The following is a 20,425-nucleotide window of genomic DNA, read 5'->3' as shown; positions in this document are numbered from 1 at the left end:
TGGGATATGAAGAATTGGGATATGAAGAATTAGGATTTAAAATGAGAAAGAGTTAATAAGGAATTAATTTACTAGAAAAGCCTTTTAGAATCTTTTAAAGTGATCCATAAGGTCTGGTCCAATTTTATGTAATTTAGTTCTGTACTCAGTTAATTTATTACTTATTTAAGTCATTACTCACTTAAGTTACCTTAGTCAAGTTACTACTTATTTAAGTTACGTGTCTTCTTTGTACGTCTTCTTCATACATCAGGGACTGACCCTATGGACCAATAATAATTATGTAGTTAAAGGTATAAAAAAACAACGATCGGAAACTTGTTTTTTAGCGGTACTGTGATTTAAAAGCCCGGAAAAAAACGGGAAAAAGGAAAAAAGGAAAAAAGGAAAAAAGGAGCTACAAAATTACAGTCTTTCTATGTTTTCCGGGTGAGCTCATCGTAAAACCGATTTTATTTTTCAGTCGCCTTTGCACGCTCTTCTTTGGCCATATTAGCAAGGCGTTCAACTTCTTTTATGTCAAGTCCGAGGCCCTTAGCCACCCGGGTTCCATAGTCGGGGTCAGCCTTGAAGAACAGAGCTGTCTGCCTTATTACCCGTAAAAGAGAAAAATGACTGTTATCCAGATACTTTTTGGTCACTTTTTCCGATTTAAACAACTTTTTTGCTATGATAAAGACCACAAATGCGATAATAATGAAGGTTATCAATTCCCCCAGATAAGCTCCCCAGCTAAGTACTATTGGCCCGATTTCAAGCGTTGCTGTCCTCCAGGCCCCGCCAGGGATAAAGGTATGATAATCGGCATGATGATGTTATCCACAACTGTTTCCGAAGATAACAAGTAATAGGAGCAACAATAAAAAGTAATGGGGGGATTGATCCAGATGCAAACCAAAGTTCTTGTGGCTTATGCTTCTAAGTATGGTTCAACGCAGGAAGTGGCCGAGGCAATTGCGGCTACATTACGCGAAAGTGGTCTTGCGGTAGATCTTGAGCCCATGAAAGAAGTAAAGACCCTTAATGAATACACTGCGGTTGTGCTGGGCGCGCCAATCTACATGCTCCACTGGCACAAGGAAGCAAAAAGTTTTCTTTCGCGGCATCGTGAAACCCTCACGAAGCTACCAGTGGCCATTTTTGCATTAGGCCCATTTCATGATGAAGAAGAGGAGTGGAAGGAAGTACGTGCCCAGCTCGATAAGGAGCTTGAAAAGTTCCCATGGCTTAGACCTATCGCTATAGAAATATTTGGCGGCAAGTTCGACCCGGAGAAGCTGCGTTTTCCTGACAACTTAATTGCCAAGCTGCCGGCAAGCCCTTTACGCAATATGCCGGCGAGCGACGCGCGAGATTGGATAGCTATTCGCGACTGGGCGAGCAACCTGGCCACACAATTTCAGCCTGCTTTGGCACACTAAAAAAGATTAGAGAAAAGAATTAGAGAAAAAGATTTGAGAAAAGAATTAGAGAAAAAGATTAGAGAAAAGGATTCAAGATAAGGATTCAAGAAAAGGATTCAAGAAAAGGATTCAAGAAAAGGATTCAAGAAAAGGATTCAAGAAAAGGATTCAAGAAAAGGATTAGAGAAAAAAGAGCAAAGAAAGTGTTCGACTGAAAGAATTCAAACCTGGAATTCGAGTTCAAGCCCCACAGGACAGTGATCCGAACCTGTGATTTCAGGGTAAATCGGGGCAGCCTTTACATTTCCCCTGAGGTTTTCGCTGACGAAAAAATAATCCAGGCGCCAGCCAACGTTTCTTTCACGGGCCCGGGTCCTCATTGACCACCAGGAATAGTTTCTACCTTCGCTGTTGAACATGCGGAAGGTATCAAGATATCCGGCTTCAAGGAATTTATCCATCCAGGCTCTTTCTTCGGGGAGGAAGCCAGAAATAGTCTCGTTTTCTCTGGGGCGGGCAAGGTCGATTTCTCTATGGGCTGTATTGACGTCCCCGCAGATGACAAGCTTTTTGCCTTCGGCTTTAAGGGCATTTGCGTAATCAAAAAAGGCGTCGTAAAAGGCCATTTTGTATTCCAGGCGTTCCTGGGAGGCTTTGCCGTTTGGGAAATAGATGTTCATCAGGGTGAAATTATCATAATCAACTCTGAGAAAACGGCCTTCCCTATCAAACTCCTCAATTCCCATTCCGGTTTCGGTGTTCAGGGGTTTTTCCTTTGAAAACGTCCCGACCCCACTGTAACCGCTTCGTTCCGCGGAAACAAAATAATTATAGTAACCGGGAATGTTTTTTACTTCTCGGGGGAGCTTTTCCAGAGAGGCTTTTGTTTCCTGGATGCAGATTACGTCGAATTTCTGCTCCATCAGCAAATCCAGAAAGCCCTTTTTCATTGCAGCCCGGAGGCCGTTCACGTTCCAGGAAATAAGGTTATAATGTTCCGGCATTTTTACCTCTTTATTTTTACCTATTTTATTCCATCTCTACTCTTTTTTACCTTTTCAGCTGGATTTTTCAGATCATATCGATATAAAGTTATCCAGGATTGAACATAAGGTCATAGAGCCGTAAAGAAGTCATTGATTCAGAAGTCATAGAGCCGTAAAGAAGTCATTGATTCAGAAGTCATAAAGTCATAAAGAAGTCATTGATTCAGAAGTCATAAAGCCATAAAGAAGTCATTGATTCAGAAGTCATAAAGCCATTGAATCATCTGATTTACGAAAAACGAAGGCAGAATGCCTGTTACTTTAGTGGCGGGATGAATGCCGCCAACTTCCGTACATTTAGCCTTTAAAGTTTCATTGTCACTAATACGCGAAAACCAGGCAGTTACAATTGAAACATTAAATATAAAAGGTATGATTAAGAATCACAAATTAGCTCAGGCTGTGGCTGATTCTGCATGGAACAGTTTTGTAACAAAGTTGGAGTATAAGGCTCAATGGTCTGGCAAGACAATTTTGAAGATTGGAATGTTTGAACCATCTTCTAAAAATTGTCATGTTTGCGGATACCATAATTCTGAATTAACTTTAAAGGATAGAGAATGGCTTTGTCCTTCTTGTAATACAAACCATGACAGAGATATTAATGCAGCCATCAACATTAAACAATTTGCAATTAATAATCTAATCACCTCTGGAACAGAGGGTAGAGCCTGCGGAGTTATTCTCAAAAGAGAGAGCCATGAAGTAGGATGCCCGTCATTTCAATGATGGGTAGTTCACTCAAATTCGGATGAAATTTTATGATTATTTTTGAAATTGAAGAAAAACCAGAAAAAATTAAAAAGACGCTGATTTTGCTTCCTTAGTTTAACCTGTTTCTATCGGCAAAACCTCTTCTCTCCCAAATATATTATAAACTTCCTGTAATTTCAGAATGAGTAAAAGGAAAAGGCAAGTCTGCAAGTTTATCTGAAAAATTTGTCCTTGGGGATGCGTACAAGGGATTCCAACAGGCTTCATTGGGACAAAAACGTCAGTGAATTTTTGTTTTGGGCCACGTTTCCCAATATTTATATGCTATATTCATATACTATATTATTTTTTATACGATGTTGCCTGGATATTAGGGAGTACCAGAATTATATGTATCCACCAAAATCAGAATACCACCTGCTGATCATTGCACTTTGTTCCTTATCCATACCGACCAATTTTTTACTGGCAGTAATGCTGCCGGAGGCAATCGCTACATGCAATGTAGTCAGTTTACGTTTTATTTGAAAATAGGTGTTAGAAACAGCTAGAGACTGTATTTTCTGCCTGGGAACTATAGTAGTAACCTTACCCAGGGTCCTTGAACTGATAAGCAGTTTATTATTCTGTATATTAAAGCCTGCATCCCGATATTGAATAAAGCCCAGCAAAATTGCCGGAGGCCACAGCAGGAGTGCGAACCAGCCATAAGGTATGAAGAACATTGCTAATATAGTTACAAGAAATGCCGGTATAAGATTTATTAAAATATACCTTATCCGTGAACGGATAGGAAGCTGTTTGGTTTCAAGGGGGACAGCAAACTCAGGCAGGACCTGTTCTAACAATTCCTTTACCTGTCTATGAGGAATTATCGGAAAAAGAACACTAGATTCGCCTTTTTCTCCGGCATTGCTGATACTGACTACCTGAATACTAACCATTCCAAACGGTTGACGCAGAACGTTTTCTACTACGCGTACAGCCTGGATTTTTTTAATTGGTATGGTGAGCTGCTTTTTTTCCATGAGACCGCGATTAATTTTTATATTATTATCCATACGTATGAGTTCAAAGCCGCCAAATTTAATAAAATTCCCTAACAGTGACAGAACCCAGGCAAGTAAAAATATGACTAAAACAACAAGTATAATAGTAGTGATTGTTTTGCCAGCAAGCTCCTTTACATAATCCCCTATAATATTCCATATGTTGAGATCGGGAAAGACCTCTTCCAGTTGCGAGAATATCACAAGTAAACCTACCAGTACTACCCCAATGCTGTTGGAGGTGCTGGACAGAATGAACAAATCACGGGTTGAGAGCCGGAAAATTTCTCCTGTATGTTGATCTTCTGTTTCCTGGTATTTTTGGGCCGGTATGGGTCGTTTACTTTCTAGAATATACCGGAGCTCTTCTGCCCTTGTCCTGGAAATAGCAGGCAGGACAAGTTCGGCTTTGTCCCCCCCGCCGGCTGTTTCTACTTGCAGTTTCACCAGGCCGAATATACGCTGAATTATTCCGGCAGATACCTGAACTGATTGAACTCGTCCAAAACTAATGAATCGTTTTTTCTTAACGAATATACCGAATTCCAGATGCAGTTCATCATCCTGAATATAATATACATAACGCAGCCAGTAAACTATTATATATAACACATACAGCAGCAGTATTACAGGCAATGCAAAAAGAAAACACCGGCGAATTTCGTTTTGCCCAAATACCAGAATAATAAGTGGCAGTAAGGATTGAAACTGTTTATAAATAGTACCTATCAAAAACTCCAGTATTGCTGCTGGGTGCAGGCGTTGAGGCTCATACATCTTCATCCACTACCCGGGCTAATACTGAAATCTTTTCTCGTAGTTCAGCGGCTACATCATCTGCAAGTGCAGGTATTTCATGCTCATCCGCTGCAGTTGATACAGTTACCGTAGAAATCCCAAAATGACGCATTAATGGTCCCTGTACAGTATCAACATGCTGGATATGTACCATGGGAATTAAAGTACGGTATTTAATAAACACACCATGATAAAGATCAATCTGGTGTTCAGAAACATCGTAACGCCACGTTTTCCATCGAATATTCGGAATCACCGTGGTTTCCAGAAAAGATATAAGCAGTACCAAAACTATAATAATAGATAGAATCCATCCAGGCCAGTTCCAGAGCCTCATGGCACCATAATAAGCCAGAGGTACCAGCCAATACAAAAAAGAGCCGAGCAGTCCCGACCAGCGCCAGTATGAGACTGCTTTTTCGTCTATCTGATGATCGGGAATAGTTTGCAAAAAGTCCGCCTTCAAGAATAAAACCCACTTTCGTCAGGTAAACATAATACTCTTTTTTATTTTTTACCGTTATTGATTATCAGTATAGTTTGTGAATTTCTTTAATATTAATCATTTTGAACTGTTGACAATATCCTATCAAATTTAGGTTTACAGTGTAGAAATTATCCAAACCACTTTAAATATTTGACCCTTCGCTATTTTCTTGCGGGTAGTTTATATTCACTTCTTATGCTTGGAGGCTACATCTAAGTATTTTTTGTAAAAATAACCGTTATTAAGCTTTTAAAGCTCAAAATGAGGCAAATTAACCATTTATATTCAATCAAGCTAAAATTAATTTTAATTACTGCTTTTGACTCGTTTTTTGTTAGATTCAGATTGTTGTTTAAAATATGGGACAATAGGGTTTTGAATCTGAAATTAAGGGTTTATAATTTCTCAAATAAAAAAATAAAATGTTTTTTACATGTACTTTAATCGGGGAAGCACTATTATTATACTTAAGCTACTAAACAAGGTTAAGTAACCCTTAAAAAATTGATGATTTTTAGAGGACCCTAAAAAGAAATATTCACGAAGAATGTAAACCTGTTGAAGAAAGATATTACTCCTGAAACTGACAATACGATGGAACAGATATTTTCTTTGATAGGTGATATCGTAGATAAGGCAAGATTATTCAAAATTGCTTAATCATGAGAAATAAAATGAAAAGAATATTATATGATTTTAATAAAAACCACAAATCAAAAAAGGAAGGAGAGAGTACGTGAAAAACAAATAATCATGTACTTTAATGCCAAAGAAACAAATGAAAAAATCATGGTCAGCTACAGGATAAACCCATTAACCTGACCCCTGTAACTCTTAGCAGTTAAAAACCTTATCCAGGAAATACTGATGGATGCGCAAATCGTCGGTTAATTCCGGGTGGAAAGCAAGCGCCAGCACATTTCCCTGCTCTGCAGCAATAATCATGTCTTCAAGCCTGGAAAGTACGCGCACGCCAGGCCCGCAGCTCACGATTCCGGGAGCCCGGATAAACACGCCGGTAAAAGGAGAGTCAAGAATAGCCACATCAAGCTCCGCCTCAAAAGAATCCCTTTGTCTCCCAAAAGCGTTCCTGTTAACCCTTGTATCCATGATCCCGAGCAATTCCTGGCTGGTCTTTGCCACCTGCTCATCCCCTTCCTTTGCAAGCACAATCAACCCTGCACAGGTCCCGAGAATCGGAATTCCCCTCGCAGCCACCTCTTTTATCTCCTCTGCAATCCCCTCACGGGCAAGCAGCCTGCAAAGCGTAGTACTCTCCCCGCCAGGAATCACAATCCCGCTGCACTCCGGCACAATTCCCTTATGCTTTATCGCAACTACCTCAGCTTCAACCCCTCTCTCTGCAAGGGCTCTCTTCAAAGCATCAACATGCTCAGAAACCGCTCCCTGAATAGCGATTACACCTATTTTCATAAAAAACACCATTTTCCAAAATTAATCCTTTATTTGTTGATCAAAAAATGTAAAAAATTAAATAAATTTTATTCTTACAAACCTGCAAGAATAAATCTGTTTTTAAAAAATTGAATTTTGAGTCCGCTTAAGAGGAATTAACTGTTATAACCCACAAATTAGTCCGCTTCAGCAAAACTCACTTCTAAAACCCGCAAATTAGTCCTCTTGAGCGAAGCGAAAAGGACTGCGGGCTGTTGCACTTGCAGTGCAACTCCCAGGAAATCTCCGATTTCCTGTGATCCCGAATCGCAACTCGGGTGGCGCAACTCTGCTGGCGCAACTCGGGATTGTGGTTTTTACCAGCCGCGTTCCTGAAGAGCTTCCTCGACAGGGATCGTGTCTACGCTGATGCCTTTCATTCCGGCGCCTATGCCTTTTGAAATCTCTGCAAGTTTTGCAGGGTTGTCGTAGTTGTTTACGGCTTCAACGATTGCTTTTGCCATTTTTTCAGGGTTTTCGGCTTTGAAAATGCCTGAGCCTACAAAAACCCCATCTGCACCAAGGCGCATCATAAGAGCCGCATCAGCAGGGGTTGCAACTCCACCAGCTGCAAAGTTTACTACAATCAGGCGCTGCATTTTAGCGGTTTCCATTACAAGTTCGATAGGAGCTTCGATTTCCCTGGCAACCATTATCAGTTCTTCTTTTGTCTTGCCGGCAAGGGCACGGATTTCGCCCTGAATCTGCTTCATGTGCTTTACTGCCTGGCTGACGTCTCCTGTTCCGGCTTCTCCTTTCGTCCGGATCATGGCTGCCCCTTCGTTGATCCTGCGGAGGGCTTCTCCGAGGTTCCTGGCTCCGCAGACAAAGGGCACTGTAAACTGTGTCTTGTCTATGTGATAGAAAGGATCGGCGGGGGTAAGGACTTCGGATTCATCTACCATGTCAACACCGAGTGCTTCCATGATTTCAGCTTCGACGAAGTGCCCGATCCTTGCCTTTGCCATTACAGGGATAGTAACCGTATCAATGATTTGCTGGACGATTTCGGGATCTGCCATACGGGCAACTCCGCCCTCTTTTCTGATATCTGCAGGGACAGCCTGAAGGGCCATAACAGCAACTGCTCCGGCTTCTTCTGCGATCCTGGCCTGTTCCGGGGTTGTCACATCCATGATCACACCCCCCTTCTGCATCCTTGCAAAGCCCCTCTTAATAAGTTCGGTCCCGTGTCTCAATTTTTCAAAGTCCATGAATGTCATCCTCTTTGTTTTGATCAGATTTCTAAGATATATTGCCGTGGGAAATCTTTTCCACAGATGAAACGGCCATCAAGTCCTTTCCACCAGTTACAACCAACAGGTTGCGGTTTTCAGTATGCTATTTCTCCAGTGAATTGTGAATACGCTCAATAGTTAAAAGCATTATTTAAGCTATTCCTTAATTCCAGAGTTCAGAGTAAATTAACTTACAATGATTTAACATTTTTTCTTTTTTTTACTGAGACTTAACACTTTTAATGACTGCCTGTTTCTCCGGTTATTTATCCCGAATATACTTCGGAGCCTGAATGAAATTCTTTGCAGTACTTTTAAAAAGCACTTTTATAAGTTAACTTTTCGGTTTGATCTATCTATCTCAGTTTTCATATAATTTCAATCTTTATAATATATCCGGTAATTTACGATCTGATTACGGAGATTAAACACAGGAAGTAAGATTAAATATGAATCTCCAACGCTCAGTTCTCCGATATAAAGTTTTTGTAAATTGCCGGAAAGACGAGATGTGAAGCTCTTTTTAAGAGGGACATATGCTTCTCTAATATATTTTCATGCGTCTTCGGTTAAGTGAAGAAGCATGATAAATTGCATTCATTTCCACAACAGATGTTCAAAATTTTATCAGAGCTGGAGATGGAGCATAGTATCGATTTTTGGTAAATATGGCTATATTTGAGGCAGACTTCTGATATAAAATCGATAGCCTCAGAAACGAATATTCCTTTACCGATGACCAATGAATATATTTTATATTTCAGACAGAGACGCGAGAGAATACATGAAAAAACAATTATAATATGTGTTGAATCATTACATACAGGGTATTTTTTGCCGGGGTAGTTTCTGGATTTCAGGCAATTACTATTTACTTACGTTAGGGGGGATAGAAAATGAGGATTAAACGTCTGGATGTATCATTGTTATGTGCTTTTTTGGTTACCGTACTTGTTGCGTTACCGACACATGCCCAGATGGGGCCGGGAGGCGGTCCAGGGGCGGGAATGGGTCCCGGAATGATGCATGGTTACGGTTTTGCGCAGTATGACAGCAGGTTTGATGGGTTTGGGTCAATGACCTTTGAAGAAGTATCAGACACCTTCGGGGTCCAGGTTGAAGATGCGATCTCTGACCTTGAGCTTCCGGAAGATATGGACACGCAGCTTACGGTTCTGGAGATTGAAGAGCGGTACGGGGTCTCAGGGCAGGAAATTGCCAGTTACATGGTAATGAATATGCAGCAGCTGAATACGACTCTTAACCCGAGGGAAAGGCTTTTGATGCGCCAGCAGGCCACTCAGGCAATGCGAGCCGGTAGAGGCAGTGGGATGTATTTCATGCAGCAGGGAAATTGTGCCTGTGGAAACTTTACCACATTCAACTTCAACGAAAGCGGGATAATAGAAAACTTCGCTGTCGGAGGAAACCTTCTCTTTGATTCGGTTGAGATTTCGGATTTTGAGTACCTTGACGAACAGATTACGGAAACAACAGCTTTTTACCAGGGCGTTGACAGCCAGATCCTGATTCAAGATTCTCCCATGGGGATTTTCCAGGTCAGGGCTTTTGCAAATAAAACCGTTACTTACAACCTTGCAGATGGAGTAAAAGCAAGCCTGGAAAAGAATCTCTCCAGCGGGCTTGAGAATGCAGTCCCCATAAAAATTACCGCAAACAATTTCGAGGGATATCTGGTGTTTTTCAGGAATCCCCTTCCCGAAAATCCCGAGGGCCCTATTAACGGGACTGAAGCCGAAATTTCGGGCGATAAAATCACAGTCAATCTTGTAGAATATAGTGTGGTAATGTTCAGGGCAAGTCCGATGCAGCCTTCATTGATGCAAACAGGATACAGGTACGGTGGTAATTATACCTATATGCATCAGGTGTTTAACAGGGAAATAGCAACCGGAAGATTCGGAGCTGAGATAGCTTTCCGTGCAGGTTCGGATAAGGTTTCAGTCACAAATTATGCCCCTGTTAGCCTGAAAGTAAGGGAAATGGATCGAGATCGCATTGTACTTGGCGTTGAATCAGACCTGCCAGATGGAAGAGTCATCAATATAAACTTAGACAATGAGACCATTAACCTCACCAATCCCGACCGTCTGAGGATCAGATATGACGGTGCAATAATTGAAGAAGCTGACAGCATTGACGAACTCTTTGCAGATGGAAACAGACCTCTTTGCTACAGGCTATACGAAAACGGGACAGCTTCAATTGCAGTATATATCCCGCAGTTTTCGGAACATGAGATTATAATAGACCTTGTGCCTGAAGGTGAGGAAGGTGCAGTAAATGTTTCCAAAACTGGAGAAATGGCTTCGGATGAAGCTGAATCAATCGGAGCCGACGAAGGAATAAATAAAAATGAAGAAAAGGTTCCGGAAACTGGAGTGCCTAAAGCTCAGAACGAAAAAGGTGATATAGAATCTTCTCCGGCTTTTGAATTCGGGTTTGCAGTTTCAGGCCTGGCAGCGGCATATGGACTGAGGCACAGGAAATAAACCTCTGCCTCAATGCCTGTATCAGGTGAAATCAGAATTATGAAAGGGCCGGTCAAATTCCGGTCCTTAAAACAGAATTTAAACAAGACTTAAAATCAGGTTCAGCTAACTCATGTTTAGATCTTTTCTATTTCAGATATCAGATTTTGATCTTTTCTATTTCAGCTAACTCATGTTTAGATCTTTTCTATTTCAGCTAACTCAGATTTAGATCTTTTCTATTTCAGCTAACTCATGTTTAGATCTTTTCTATATCTCTTCCGTACAGCCCAAGCTTTGCACAGATATATACGGAAATCCAGATTGTGGATGCAGGAATGAAGGTTTTCAGGAATTCAAGAACCGTGAAACCGAAGTAACCTGCCACCCCGATTACATCAAATCCTGCATCAAGAACAAGGCTGGATACCCCGAACATTATAAGCGCGATAAATACCCTGGCAGCTCGCTGCCCTGTATCTCCGTCATCTTCCGGGAGCCCTTTTCGTATCACCATGAGATATGCCGTATTCGTGCCGAGGAGAAATCCTGCCACATCGGCACTTATCAGGGATGAGGCTGTGAGGAGGAGAGGAACAACAAACATAAAGGAGTAAAAAAATAGATTTTTCTGCCTGAAAACAAGCTCAAAGCTCTCCTTTTTGAAAAGCTCATCTTTCAACGGGCTTTTAAGGAGGCGCGTAAAGACAATCAGGATAATTAAACCCAGGGTCGCTCCTCCCAGTACATCTCCCAAAAAATGCCTTCCCAGGTACATTCTTGAAAAAGCTATCAATAAAATCGCTGCCGGAGCCAGGTTTTTTATTACCCTGGTTTCGAAGACTCGGGCAGTTCCTCCCCATAAAGCAATTGCTGTCGAGACATGCCCTGAAGGAAATCCGAACATGGAATGGGGAATTGTGCCCTGAAATCTGAATGTATCAAGCGCCTCTCTGCCCGGAAGCCCGAAAAACCTGTCCGCCCCCTCCCCGGAAAAAGGAGACGTATTCGGAAACCCTTTTTCAAGGTTCAGGACCCTGGAATCCACAAAGTCGGGCCTTGGGAGGACAAAAATTACCTTAAGAACTTCCGTGACTGCACCGGTCCAGAGCAGCAGCTGGAACAGAAGAAAACCTTTCTTGAAATCAACCCCGAAAGTGGTGATGATTATTATGCTGGCAAAAAAGGCGGCAGACCCCATTGAAGTTATCAAAACCATGAGGAAAGTAAACCATTCGGTTCCAAGGGATTGGAGGTAAAGTATAGGTTCTGTCTGGAACAAGGGGAAACTCCTGATTTAATGTTTACCGGAAGACATATATCCAGCCCTATTCAGAAAGCAGGGAAACTGTAAAAAGTTTATGTTGAGTTTGGTAATTGTTGAGTTCGTCAACTATGCTTATTCTGGAGATTTATGTTAAGTTTGGTATTTGGTGAAGTTATATTTCTGAGTTTGTAATTATTTTGAGCTGAAGTCTCTGTCCAGGGTTGGCATCATATTACTATTACGGCTCTGCGGACCCCGGGAGCTCCAGCTTAAAATCATTGATCGAAAACTTCTTTTCAGGGCACCTTTCCTGGCATCTCCTGCAGGCAGTGCCAAGGCATCTCGCAGTATTGATCCTGAAACTTTCGTTTTTCCTTGAGAGGGCTTCTTCCGGGCACCCCTTCACGCAAGTATCACAGCCACTGCACCGGATCGTGGCAATTAAACCGCATTTTGGCTCCATGATCTCCAGGCTTTTTCCAAGTTCCCGGATGTCCCTTTCGTATTTTCTTTCAATAATGCTTTCCTGCAGTTTTTTCGGGATTGGCCGGATTCCTGACCTTTCAAGGTTTGTGTTGTATTTTTCAAGGGGCATCCCTTCATTCCAGAGGGCTATCTCCTGGATGTAGATGGCTGCAAAGGTCGGGGAGGAGGCAAACATGATGTGGTTTGCAAGGATCGATTTCTTCATTTCATTGAGGCAGGAGAGGTAGTCGGGATCAAGGGCCAGGTCCTTTGCAAGTTCCAGGGAGGTGTTTCCGCACTGGACAATCCTTTTCGGAGTTGCAGGCACAATGCCTGTTACCTGTGCCTTATGAGGGTCAACGTAGGTCCCGCTGGCTCCGCACATGTACATTGTTTCCAGGTCTTCGTATGTTATTCCTGCTTCGTGCATCAGGGTCAGGTGGCCTGCTCTCAGGGCTCCGAAGGCTTTTCCGGCTTCAATCACATCCTCTTCCGTAAACGTTATCCCCTTTCCCACCCGGATTCTGCCGCCTTCAATATGAGGAGGCTTTATTATGCCGGTTACAAGGCCTGCGTACATAAGAGCGATCACACCTGTGCCGGTGATCCCCTTTACAGGGTATCCCGAGGTTTTGAAGGTCCCTTCTCGCAGGTTGATTTTAGGCCCTTCCACAAGCCTGAGCTTTTCATCAAGGGCAAGGGTCTGCCAGCCCCCTGCGGAAAGCCGCATATCGGCAATTGCTCCGGGGGTTGCCAGCATACCTTTGCTTATCTGCTGTCCTTCCATGGCCGGGCCCGCAGCCGCCGACCCTGTAAAGATCTTATCGTCCACTTTCAGGGCCATCTCGGCATTGGTCCCGTAATCCGTAACCATGCAGGTTTCGGAGGAATCCAGAAACCCCGTCTTTATCATCATGGCAAGGGCATCGGCTCCGATTTCATGCCTTATCGAAGGCGGGATAATCACATCAACATCTATGGAAAGCCCTATTTCATTTCCTGAAACGATATGTCCGTCCCTTTCCGGAGACTTTACGTGCATTTTTTCAAGGGCGTTTTTTCCCGCAAATGCAAGGTCCCGGATTTCGATTCCTTCTAACAGCGACAGCTGGATCGGATTTCCACAAACGGCTATGCGCTTGAGGTTTCCGGGTTTAAGGCTTTTTATCAGGGAGTTTACGGCTGAAACGAGAATTTCATGGGCTGTGTCCTGCCCGTAACTGATCGCAAAGTCCATATGGTCAACAACATTTGCACCCGGAAGAGGGTTTCTGGATAAAATTGCAGTCCTCAGGACGGAATGGTCCTTAAGGTCCAGGAGCTGCGCTCTGATTCCGCTGGTGCCTATATCGATATTTATAGCCTGATCCATGTTTTATCCCAGGGTTTTGTTAAAGGAGGTAAAGATTGGAAAAAAGAATAAAGTAAAAAAGGAAAAAGGAAAAAATAAAACTGGAAAGTTAAAGTAAAATCAGTGAAGGTCCTTGCGGACTTCTTCCCAGCTCTTTCCTGCACAGATCTGTTTTGCGATTTTTACCGCGTCAAGCGGAGTTTTTCCATATACTGAGTTGCCAAAGGTCTCGACGAAGTGACTGTCCACAGCAGCTCCGCCGCAGGCGACAGGGACGCCTTCGGATTCCAGGGCTTCTGCGAGGGCTTTAAGGCCTCCTTTGGTCGTGCTCATGAGGGTTGTTCCGGTAACAAGGTCGGCTTTTTCCGCCTTTACGGCTTCGACGACTGCTTCCACCGTTATGTCTCTTCCGAGGTCGATGACGTCAAACCCGTTCGCCCTCAGAATGGCTGCCACTATATTCTTGCCTATGTCATGCAGGTCTCCCACAATAACAAGGGATACCACCTTCCCCTGGGAGGGGATGTCTCCGATCTTTTCCTGACAGAGTTCCACACCTCCGAGGAGTGCTTCATTTGCCAGCAGGATTTCCGGGACATAGCTTTCTCCTATGTCGTAAAGCTCACACACGGTCTGGATGCCGTGCATAAGGGCGTTTAAAACCAGGTCTGTCGGATCTCTTCCTTTTTCAAGGAGGCCAGCTGTGAGTTTTGCAGCTTCTGTCCTGTTTCCTGCGATCACCGCATCTGCCACGGCTGCATAGTCGGGGTCCTTTGGCCGGTTCTTTTCCTTTATCTGGTCGGCGGTGGTCACTTCTTTGTTCCCGTCTCCGAGGTCTACCCCGAGGCCGATCATGATCCCTTCATCAATGAGTTTTTTAAACTTCGCAGGCTCTTTTTCTTTAAGCTCGAAGATCTTCTGGACTGCGAGGTCGATATGCCTGATCATTCCTGCACTCCTCCGAGGACGTTTTCTTTCATGTTCCTTCCGATACCGACTCCTATCTGCCTTACGAGGTCTTCCACATCATCGTATTTCGGGATCGGAGTCTCCTTGCAGGCCCTGACATAGGCCCTGAGGTTTTCAAGGGAAGTCCCGAATGAGACGTCACATGCCGTCCCGACAATATCGGTTCCCTGCAGGATACATTCCCTGGTCCTGTTGTAGACCTGTTCCGGGGTGCCGTTTGGCATCAGGTCGATAACGTCCAGGCTTCCGAGGATAGACATCTCGTTGCCCATTACCTGTCGGCAGTACCAGACTGGCACGGCATCAAAGGAGAAGCAGTCGATTCCACTCTGCTTTATGTAAGGCAGGAGTTTGCTGGTATCTCCGCAGATGTGCAGGATCTGGGGGCAGCTGATCTCCCTTGCCATCCTTTTGTGGGCAGGGAGCACGAATTCTTTGTAAGTTTCCCCCGAAATCAGGTCTCCTGAAGCCGATGGGTCGGCAGGGAAAAGGATATGTGCCCCGTAAGCGGTCTGCAGCCTTCCGTAGGCTATTACGAAGTCCGTGGCAGCCTCAATGAAAGCATGGGCTTTTTCCGGATCGGTCTTTGTCCACCTTACCAGGTTTTCAACGCCTGCTATGTGGCCGGCTACCGTAAAGGGGGCTGTAAGTACGGGGATGATAGGGAGCATGCCTTCGTAGCGCTTCCTCAGTTCGTCGATTGCTCCGAGCACGACCGGAATTCTTCCGGTTTCTTCCAGGTTGTCGGGCCAGGTTATGTCGGCAGGGTCCGTATAAGCAGGGCCGGTTACGGGAGGCCTGTCCGGCTTGTCCCAGTCAAGTTTGCATCCAAGAACTTCCGCTTCCAGGGAAATGTCAAATTGAGGGCGTGCAGCCTCAATGCCGCAGACTTCATATGGGGCGGCTGCAAGGTCTGCCATCATTTTACTGTCAAAGTGGGCTTTTGGCCAGGATGCATTGCAGATCTGCATCAGTTCTGCCGTGGTCTGAGCCAGGGGATTTGCAGGAGGTACGTAGTCAACCCTACCTCCAAGCACTGCTGCCAGAGCTCTTCGGGTTGGAGTCATTTCGCTTACCATGTTCTATGTCTCCTTTTCCATTTTTAAATATAATTTAATCGTTATGTCCCACAACCAGAGTGTCAACTAATGCTTTTTTCTTTTAATGAATGCGTTTTTTTGAATGGCACCCATAAGGTTAAGGAGTAGTGACCTGCTGTCAGGTAGGAGCTTGAAATGTTCCGTTTTTACGATTCCTTTTGCCAGTTCCTTTTCCGTATCCCGGAAAAGCATACAAAAATTCATTCTGGTTTTTGCAAAAGTTCGCAGTTCTTACGTTGACATTCATTAATATGCACATTTGAATACTTAACTGGATACAGTTAGCATAATAAGGAAAAATTTATATACTTCTAAAATTTATGTCAACACTTGGTATTTTTAAATTGTCTATTTATTCATTGGCAGGCTTCAAGTACCCCATTCCAGGTTCATTCTCATTATTCTATATCCACTCTCATTAATCGTCCTTATCCAGTATTACTCGTTTTTTTGTATGTGATATTTATTAAATTATGAAAAAAATATTTATTGTTGTGACAGCAATTATATGATTGTTTATCATTATTGGAATCCGGAATTTCATTGAAGTGCAATTCATTCCACAAGAACCGAGGTCAATTGCTTGAAGCTGAACCAGATAGACGACACCCGAAAGAAAAGAGCAGTCATCATTTTCCTTGCCGCTATTCTTTTCATCTCAATTAAGGGGTTTTTGTCTCCTGTGGTAGGTGTTGGTTTTGTCCTTCAAAAAGAAGTGGTCGGAGTTGAAGGGGAAGAAAGGACTATCATCTTCCAGAGCGGCCCTGAAGGGGTCTCGGTTCAGGATGCAGCCTGCGGACAGCTGCTTTCTGAAGGCTCCGAAAACCTCCAGATCAACGAGTCCGTGGAAGCCGAACTTAAAACCATGTATCCGGAAATCGAGTACATTGTCCGAATGCGGCTCTGTGTTGAAGACGAAGTCCGGGAATACAGAGCAAGCAGGGAGGACTTCAACAGGCTGGATATAGGCAGGGTGGCCAAGTTCAGGGTTTATCGCTCCGAAAGGGACGTTATTGAGAAGATCGTTGAAATGTAAGCTCTGCAGCCGGAGCCTGCTGTCAAAGTATCTTTTAGATTTGTTTCCCTGTACTTTTCTGTTCTTTTCCCGTTTTTTCTTTTCTGATTCTCTTCCGGTTCTTTTTCGTTTTTCTCTTTCACGGAAAATTTTGCTCCTTCTGTTTTATATCCCGTGACATATAATTTTCCTATTCGGTATATCCCGGAAATTCAATATCCCGGCATATGATATTTCCGGTATATGAAATCTTGAGGGGGTTAAATGAATTTCATGAAAACACTATTCTTGTTTTTGCTTGTAGCATGTCTGCTCGGCGTTTCAGGCTGCACGGATTCGGAGGATTCCGGACCTGACGTCCCTGAACCGGATTCTCCTGAACCCGATCCCGATGTCCCAACTGTTCCCAAAGCTTCCGGGAGCGCTTCAACTGACACCCGAAATGAAACCGTTAACATCACAAGTGAGGGGCAGACCTATCCTGCTTATACTGCTGTTCCGGCGGCAGAGGGTAAATACCCGGCTGTGGTGCTGATCCATTCCTTTAATGGCTTTGAGCCCGGATACCAGGAGATTGTGGACAGGATGGCAGCAGACGGGTTTGTAGTGGTCGCTCCGCAGTGGCAGACCTATGCTCGCTCTCCTCCTGATTCAGAGGTAGAAGCCCTTGTCAGAAACAGCGTAAGTTACCTTGAGGGCAGGGACGATGTTGATCCGGAAAAACTGGGCCTTACCGGCTTTTGTGCGGGCGGCAGGTATACCATGCTTTTCCTGCCCCGGATCGAAGAGTTCAATTCAGGGGTTGCCTGGTATGGTTTTCCTTACTCAGGCGGGACTGAGACCCGGCCGGAAGCACCTGCAAACCTGACAGCCCAGCTTGAAGCTCCTATCCTTGTCATCCACGGGACTCGCGACCAGGCAAGCAATGTCTCGGATATCTATCGGTACGCCGGCGAGCTGGATGCAGCGGACAAATACTTCGAACTGAAGGTTTACCAGGGAGAACCTCACGGCTTCATGATCGAAGACGGAGAACTTTCTGAAAGCTTCGTTGCACAGGACGCATATGAGGAGATGACAGATTTCTTTAACAGGACGCTGAATTCCGGGACAATGGAAAATTCATCTCAGTAACCTGAGAGTAGTAACCTGAGAGCAGTAACCTGAGAGGAAATTATCAATCTCATCAACTCATTTTATTTTTATAAAAATAATAATTAATAATTCATTCAATTTTTTTGTATTCCTTAATCATCAGGATAAGCAGCATAAATACGATCTAAATTCTGTTTTGTCTTTTTTTCAGGTGTATATATTAATTATCCATCTATTTATATAATAGAATGAGAATATACGGGGTGAAGGCACCATATCGCTAGAATCTCTCTGGCTGGAGTTCTTTCCGATCATGGTTTCCATAACATCATTCATTAAAAATACACCGTTAATAAACACACTATTAATGGTACAGAATAGAAATTCATGGTAGATTTATGGTAAATACAATTTCTCACATTGGAATCGGTTTGCTTCTTGCCTACGCTCTGGGTTTAAAAGGGAGAAAAAGGCTTGGTCTGGTTCTCCTTTCTATAATCCCTGACCTGGACTACTTCAGCTATTCGCTCTTTACGCTCATCAGCGGAAGCGTAAGTCACGAGGCGCGAAACCAGCTTTTCTATTTGCTGGGACACAGGGAGTTTACGCATTCGGTTTTTTTCGCTTTTATTATCGCACTTCTGATCTGGCTCAGAACTAAAGATCGGGCTTTTGCATTCGGAGGGTTTCAGGCGCTTTTCCTGCACATCCTCCTGGATTATACTACGATCGCTAAAATGCGCCCCTTCTATCCGTTCAGCACAAACGAGTCCGCCCTTAGAGCCATTTATCCCTTCGACCCCGTGATAAATATCCTTCCTCTGCTGCCTGTCTTCATCGTAGCTGCGGAATATATGAAAAACAGGGGCAAATGGAGTCTCGAAATCAAAGATAGATGGAAAATCAAAAGCACGGGGAGATGGCCTTTCGAAGGCAAGGACAGCTGGAGCATTAAAAACAGAGACATATTGAATCGAAAATTAAGCGGGCTGAAAAAATTAAATGGGCTAAAAGGGTTCCATGGTTTTGTAAACAGGAATGAAGGCAAATTCTATGCCTCTTTTATTATAATCCTCCTTGTCTGGACCACAGTGTTCCCTGTTGCAAAAGTCTTCCTGACAGACCGCATCTCCAGAGCAGAAGGGACCGAGATCAGTTACAACGACACCTACCCGATATCGATTGGCAAATTCCTGGCAGCATATTCGTATGATGATACCCGGTATAAACTTCTTGAAGTCAGCTACTGGTCAGGAGTTGAAAAAAGCTTTTACGTCGAGAAGGTTAACGTGAGGGGTGATGTCCCGGACGCCTCCGCCTATGCCGAAAGAGCCGGGAAGCTCTACAGTAATTCAGTGCCTCAGGCGATCGACTATCCTGTTTATTCGATTTCCGAAAAAGATGGGGCTGTAACCGTAATTTTGAGCGATGCCAGAAACCCTTATGTTAAAAAATGGCCTTATTTTGATACGGTTTACAGGTTTGTTTTTGACAGGGAAAGCGGAGAATACGAGGTATATGAGAGCCACTACGGGAGAACCGAAAAAAAGCTTGAAAATAACTATTTCGAGTGATTCCAGGGACGAGATTCCAGGGACGAGATTCCTGGGAATTAAATTTCAGGTAAAAAGATTCCAGAAATAAGACCAGGGGAAGCAAAAACCGTTTCAAGAAAAATGGTGTCATTTCCGATTACTTCTCATCCAAAAAAGTGTAATCGGAAAACATAACTATGCTTAAACAACATAATTATGCTGAATTATACTGAATTATGCTGAATTATGCTGAAAAATAATTTTTCGATTATTATGTCGAAAAATATCTTTCCGATTTATTTCTGAACCTTTTTAAAGTACTTGTCGAGTTCTTCCCAGTCGATTATATTCCAGAATCCTTCTATGAATTTGCCCCTATCATTCTTGTAATCAATGTAGTAGGCATGTTCCCAGACATCCAGGTCCATAATGATCGGGAAATCAGGCACAAGATTTACATTATGCTTTTCTATCTGCATGATCCCAAGCCTTTTGGTGTCATTGCAGAAAGTTAAGGCTGCCCAGCCGGAACCTTCGACACTCGATGCGACCTGGGAAAATTCTTTTTTAAACCTTTCAAAATTTCCGAAATCTTCCTTAATCGCATCAGCTAATTCGCCGACAGGCTCTTTGCTTGCGTTGCTTGCAGGAGTCATCTCCCACCAGAAGTAACCGTGAAGGACGTGCCCGCCCAGATTGAAAGACAGGGCTTTTGCAGTAGTCTTATAATCAAAATCCGTGCCTTCCTTCCTGGCTTTGTCCATCATTTCCAGAAGGGCGTTAGTGTTGTTTACATAACCCTGATGGTGTTTGTCGTGGTGTATGCGCAGTTGTTCTTCGGAAATATAAGGTGCCAGGTCTGCATAACCATATTTCAATGGTGGTAATTTGTACAATTCTTTAGCCATATTATTCTACCCTCTTCACAATCAATTGGTTTCGCAAA

Annotated in this window: 17 protein-coding genes and 1 pseudogene; 7 read left to right on the top strand and 11 right to left on the bottom strand. The window is 43.5% G+C overall.

Annotation, left to right across the window (positions count from 1 at the left end; genetic code table 11):
• Nucleotides 1-452 precede the first annotated feature (452 nt).
• On the bottom strand, nt 453-710 hold the full coding sequence (locus EO93_RS17305; protein ID WP_048161522.1) for a hypothetical protein: 258 nt from the start codon (nt 708-710) through the stop codon (nt 453-455).
• A 177-nt stretch (nt 711-887) separates the two neighbouring features.
• On the opposite strand from EO93_RS17305, the gene EO93_RS06415 reads away from it, so the two are divergent.
• Nucleotides 888-1,421, top strand: a complete 534-nt coding sequence (locus EO93_RS06415; protein WP_048161561.1) for a flavodoxin domain-containing protein — start codon at nt 888-890, stop codon at nt 1,419-1,421.
• A 203-nt stretch (nt 1,422-1,624) separates the two neighbouring features.
• On the opposite strand, the gene EO93_RS06410 is transcribed toward EO93_RS06415, so the two are convergent.
• Entirely contained in the window at nt 1,625-2,407 is a 783-nt protein-coding gene (locus EO93_RS06410) for an exodeoxyribonuclease III (protein ID WP_048161520.1), read from the bottom strand.
• A 348-nt stretch (nt 2,408-2,755) separates the two neighbouring features.
• Here EO93_RS06410 and EO93_RS06405 point away from each other — a divergent pair.
• A pseudogene (locus EO93_RS06405) lies at nt 2,756-3,103 on the top strand (RNA-guided endonuclease TnpB family protein); the annotation flags it as partial.
• Between the two features lie 446 nt (nt 3,104-3,549).
• Here the strand turns inward: EO93_RS06405 and EO93_RS06400 are convergent.
• A complete protein-coding gene (locus EO93_RS06400) occupies nt 3,550-4,995 on the bottom strand; it encodes a PH domain-containing protein (RefSeq protein ID WP_048161516.1) in 1,446 nt (481 codons plus the stop codon).
• The gene (locus EO93_RS06395; RefSeq protein ID WP_200894996.1) at nt 4,982-5,476 is read right to left on the bottom strand and encodes a PH domain-containing protein; all 495 of its coding nucleotides are present in this window, start codon (nt 5,474-5,476) and stop codon (nt 4,982-4,984) included. The genes EO93_RS06400 and EO93_RS06395 overlap by 14 nt, the downstream gene beginning before the upstream one ends.
• Nucleotides 5,477-6,187: 711 nt before the next feature.
• Here EO93_RS06395 and EO93_RS18410 point away from each other — a divergent pair.
• Nucleotides 6,188-6,319: a hypothetical protein gene (locus tag EO93_RS18410; protein WP_255350198.1), complete on the top strand. Its 132-nt coding sequence runs from the start codon at nt 6,188-6,190 to the stop codon at nt 6,317-6,319.
• Nucleotides 6,320-6,331: 12 nt separating this feature from the next.
• Here the strand turns inward: EO93_RS18410 and pdxT are convergent, their stop codons facing one another.
• Both pdxT and pdxS read right to left on the bottom strand, forming a co-directional pair.
• Nucleotides 6,332-6,931 carry a pyridoxal 5'-phosphate synthase glutaminase subunit PdxT gene (gene pdxT, locus EO93_RS06390; protein ID WP_048161514.1) on the bottom strand — a complete coding sequence of 200 codons (600 nt, stop codon included), beginning with the start codon at nt 6,929-6,931 and terminating at the stop codon, nt 6,332-6,334.
• A 338-nt stretch (nt 6,932-7,269) separates the two neighbouring features.
• Nucleotides 7,270-8,166, bottom strand: coding sequence for a pyridoxal 5'-phosphate synthase lyase subunit PdxS (pdxS, locus tag EO93_RS06385; protein ID WP_048132552.1), 897 nt, complete (start codon nt 8,164-8,166; stop codon nt 7,270-7,272).
• A gap of 920 nt (nt 8,167-9,086) precedes the next feature.
• Here pdxS and EO93_RS06380 point away from each other — a divergent pair.
• Nucleotides 9,087-10,703 (top strand): hypothetical protein, encoded by a 1,617-nt coding sequence (locus EO93_RS06380; protein WP_048161512.1) that lies wholly within the window; start codon nt 9,087-9,089, stop codon nt 10,701-10,703.
• A gap of 238 nt (nt 10,704-10,941) precedes the next feature.
• Here EO93_RS06380 and EO93_RS06375 read toward each other — a convergent pair whose 3' ends face one another.
• The 4 genes from EO93_RS06375 to EO93_RS06360 form a co-directional block, all read right to left on the bottom strand.
• A complete protein-coding gene (locus EO93_RS06375; RefSeq protein WP_048161510.1) occupies nt 10,942-11,964 on the bottom strand; it encodes a phosphatase PAP2 family protein in 1,023 nt (340 codons plus the stop codon).
• Between the two features lie 223 nt (nt 11,965-12,187).
• Nucleotides 12,188-13,786, bottom strand: coding sequence for a methylamine methyltransferase corrinoid protein reductive activase (locus EO93_RS06370; RefSeq protein WP_048161509.1), 1,599 nt, complete (start codon nt 13,784-13,786; stop codon nt 12,188-12,190).
• A gap of 99 nt (nt 13,787-13,885) precedes the next feature.
• Nucleotides 13,886-14,713: a methylthiol--CoM methyltransferase gene (locus EO93_RS06365; RefSeq protein ID WP_048161506.1), complete on the bottom strand. Its 828-nt coding sequence runs from the start codon at nt 14,711-14,713 to the stop codon at nt 13,886-13,888.
• The gene (locus EO93_RS06360) at nt 14,710-15,813 is read right to left on the bottom strand and encodes an MtaA/CmuA family methyltransferase (protein WP_048132559.1); all 1,104 of its coding nucleotides are present in this window, start codon (nt 15,811-15,813) and stop codon (nt 14,710-14,712) included. Before EO93_RS06360 ends, EO93_RS06365 begins: the two co-directional genes overlap by 4 nt.
• A 604-nt stretch (nt 15,814-16,417) precedes the next feature.
• On the opposite strand from EO93_RS06360, the gene EO93_RS06355 reads away from it, so the two are divergent.
• The 3 genes from EO93_RS06355 (at nt 16,418) to EO93_RS06345 (ending at nt 19,518) form a co-directional block, all read left to right on the top strand.
• On the top strand, nt 16,418-16,870 hold the full coding sequence (locus EO93_RS06355) for a hypothetical protein (RefSeq protein ID WP_048132560.1): 453 nt from the start codon (nt 16,418-16,420) through the stop codon (nt 16,868-16,870).
• Between the two features lie 243 nt (nt 16,871-17,113).
• Complete coding sequence (locus tag EO93_RS06350; protein WP_048161504.1) at nt 17,114-17,983, top strand: dienelactone hydrolase family protein; 870 nt, start codon at nt 17,114-17,116, stop codon at nt 17,981-17,983.
• A gap of 359 nt (nt 17,984-18,342) precedes the next feature.
• Nucleotides 18,343-19,518 (top strand): metal-dependent hydrolase, encoded by a 1,176-nt coding sequence (locus EO93_RS06345; protein ID WP_048161502.1) that lies wholly within the window; start codon nt 18,343-18,345, stop codon nt 19,516-19,518.
• 257 nt (nt 19,519-19,775) lie between these two features.
• Here EO93_RS06345 and EO93_RS06340 read toward each other — a convergent pair whose 3' ends face one another.
• Nucleotides 19,776-20,387 (bottom strand): superoxide dismutase, encoded by a 612-nt coding sequence (locus EO93_RS06340; RefSeq protein WP_048132563.1) that lies wholly within the window; start codon nt 20,385-20,387, stop codon nt 19,776-19,778.
• Nucleotides 20,388-20,425 lie beyond the last annotated feature (38 nt).

Origin of the sequence: Methanosarcina sp. 1.H.A.2.2 (assembly GCF_000979975.1) — an archaeon.
Taxonomy (GTDB): Archaea; Halobacteriota; Methanosarcinia; order Methanosarcinales; family Methanosarcinaceae; genus Methanosarcina.
This window is presented reverse-complemented; position numbering and strand designations above follow the sequence as displayed.

What these genes read in the sequence shown, in the direction of transcription:
- EO93_RS06415 (WP_048161561.1), top strand. Translation starts at nt 888, where the DNA reads ATGCAAACCAAAGTTCTTGTGGCTTATGCTTCTAAGTATGGTTCAACG.
- EO93_RS06410 (WP_048161520.1), bottom strand. Translation starts at nt 2,407, where the DNA reads ATGCCGGAACATTATAACCTTATTTCCTGGAACGTGAACGGCCTCCGG.
- EO93_RS06400 (WP_048161516.1), bottom strand. Translation starts at nt 4,995, where the DNA reads ATGAAGATGTATGAGCCTCAACGCCTGCACCCAGCAGCAATACTGGAG.
- EO93_RS18410 (WP_255350198.1), top strand. Translation starts at nt 6,188, where the DNA reads ATGATTTTAATAAAAACCACAAATCAAAAAAGGAAGGAGAGAGTACGT.
- pdxT (WP_048161514.1), bottom strand. Translation starts at nt 6,931, where the DNA reads ATGAAAATAGGTGTAATCGCTATTCAGGGAGCGGTTTCTGAGCATGTT.
- pdxS (WP_048132552.1), bottom strand. Translation starts at nt 8,166, where the DNA reads ATGGACTTTGAAAAATTGAGACACGGGACCGAACTTATTAAGAGGGGC.
- EO93_RS06380 (WP_048161512.1), top strand. Translation starts at nt 9,087, where the DNA reads ATGAGGATTAAACGTCTGGATGTATCATTGTTATGTGCTTTTTTGGTT.
- EO93_RS06370 (WP_048161509.1), bottom strand. Translation starts at nt 13,786, where the DNA reads ATGGATCAGGCTATAAATATCGATATAGGCACCAGCGGAATCAGAGCG.
- EO93_RS06365 (WP_048161506.1), bottom strand. Translation starts at nt 14,713, where the DNA reads ATGATCAGGCATATCGACCTCGCAGTCCAGAAGATCTTCGAGCTTAAA.
- EO93_RS06360 (WP_048132559.1), bottom strand. Translation starts at nt 15,813, where the DNA reads ATGGTAAGCGAAATGACTCCAACCCGAAGAGCTCTGGCAGCAGTGCTT.
- EO93_RS06350 (WP_048161504.1), top strand. Translation starts at nt 17,114, where the DNA reads ATGAATTTCATGAAAACACTATTCTTGTTTTTGCTTGTAGCATGTCTG.
- EO93_RS06345 (WP_048161502.1), top strand. Translation starts at nt 18,343, where the DNA reads ATGGTAAATACAATTTCTCACATTGGAATCGGTTTGCTTCTTGCCTAC.
- EO93_RS06340 (WP_048132563.1), bottom strand. Translation starts at nt 20,387, where the DNA reads ATGGCTAAAGAATTGTACAAATTACCACCATTGAAATATGGTTATGCA.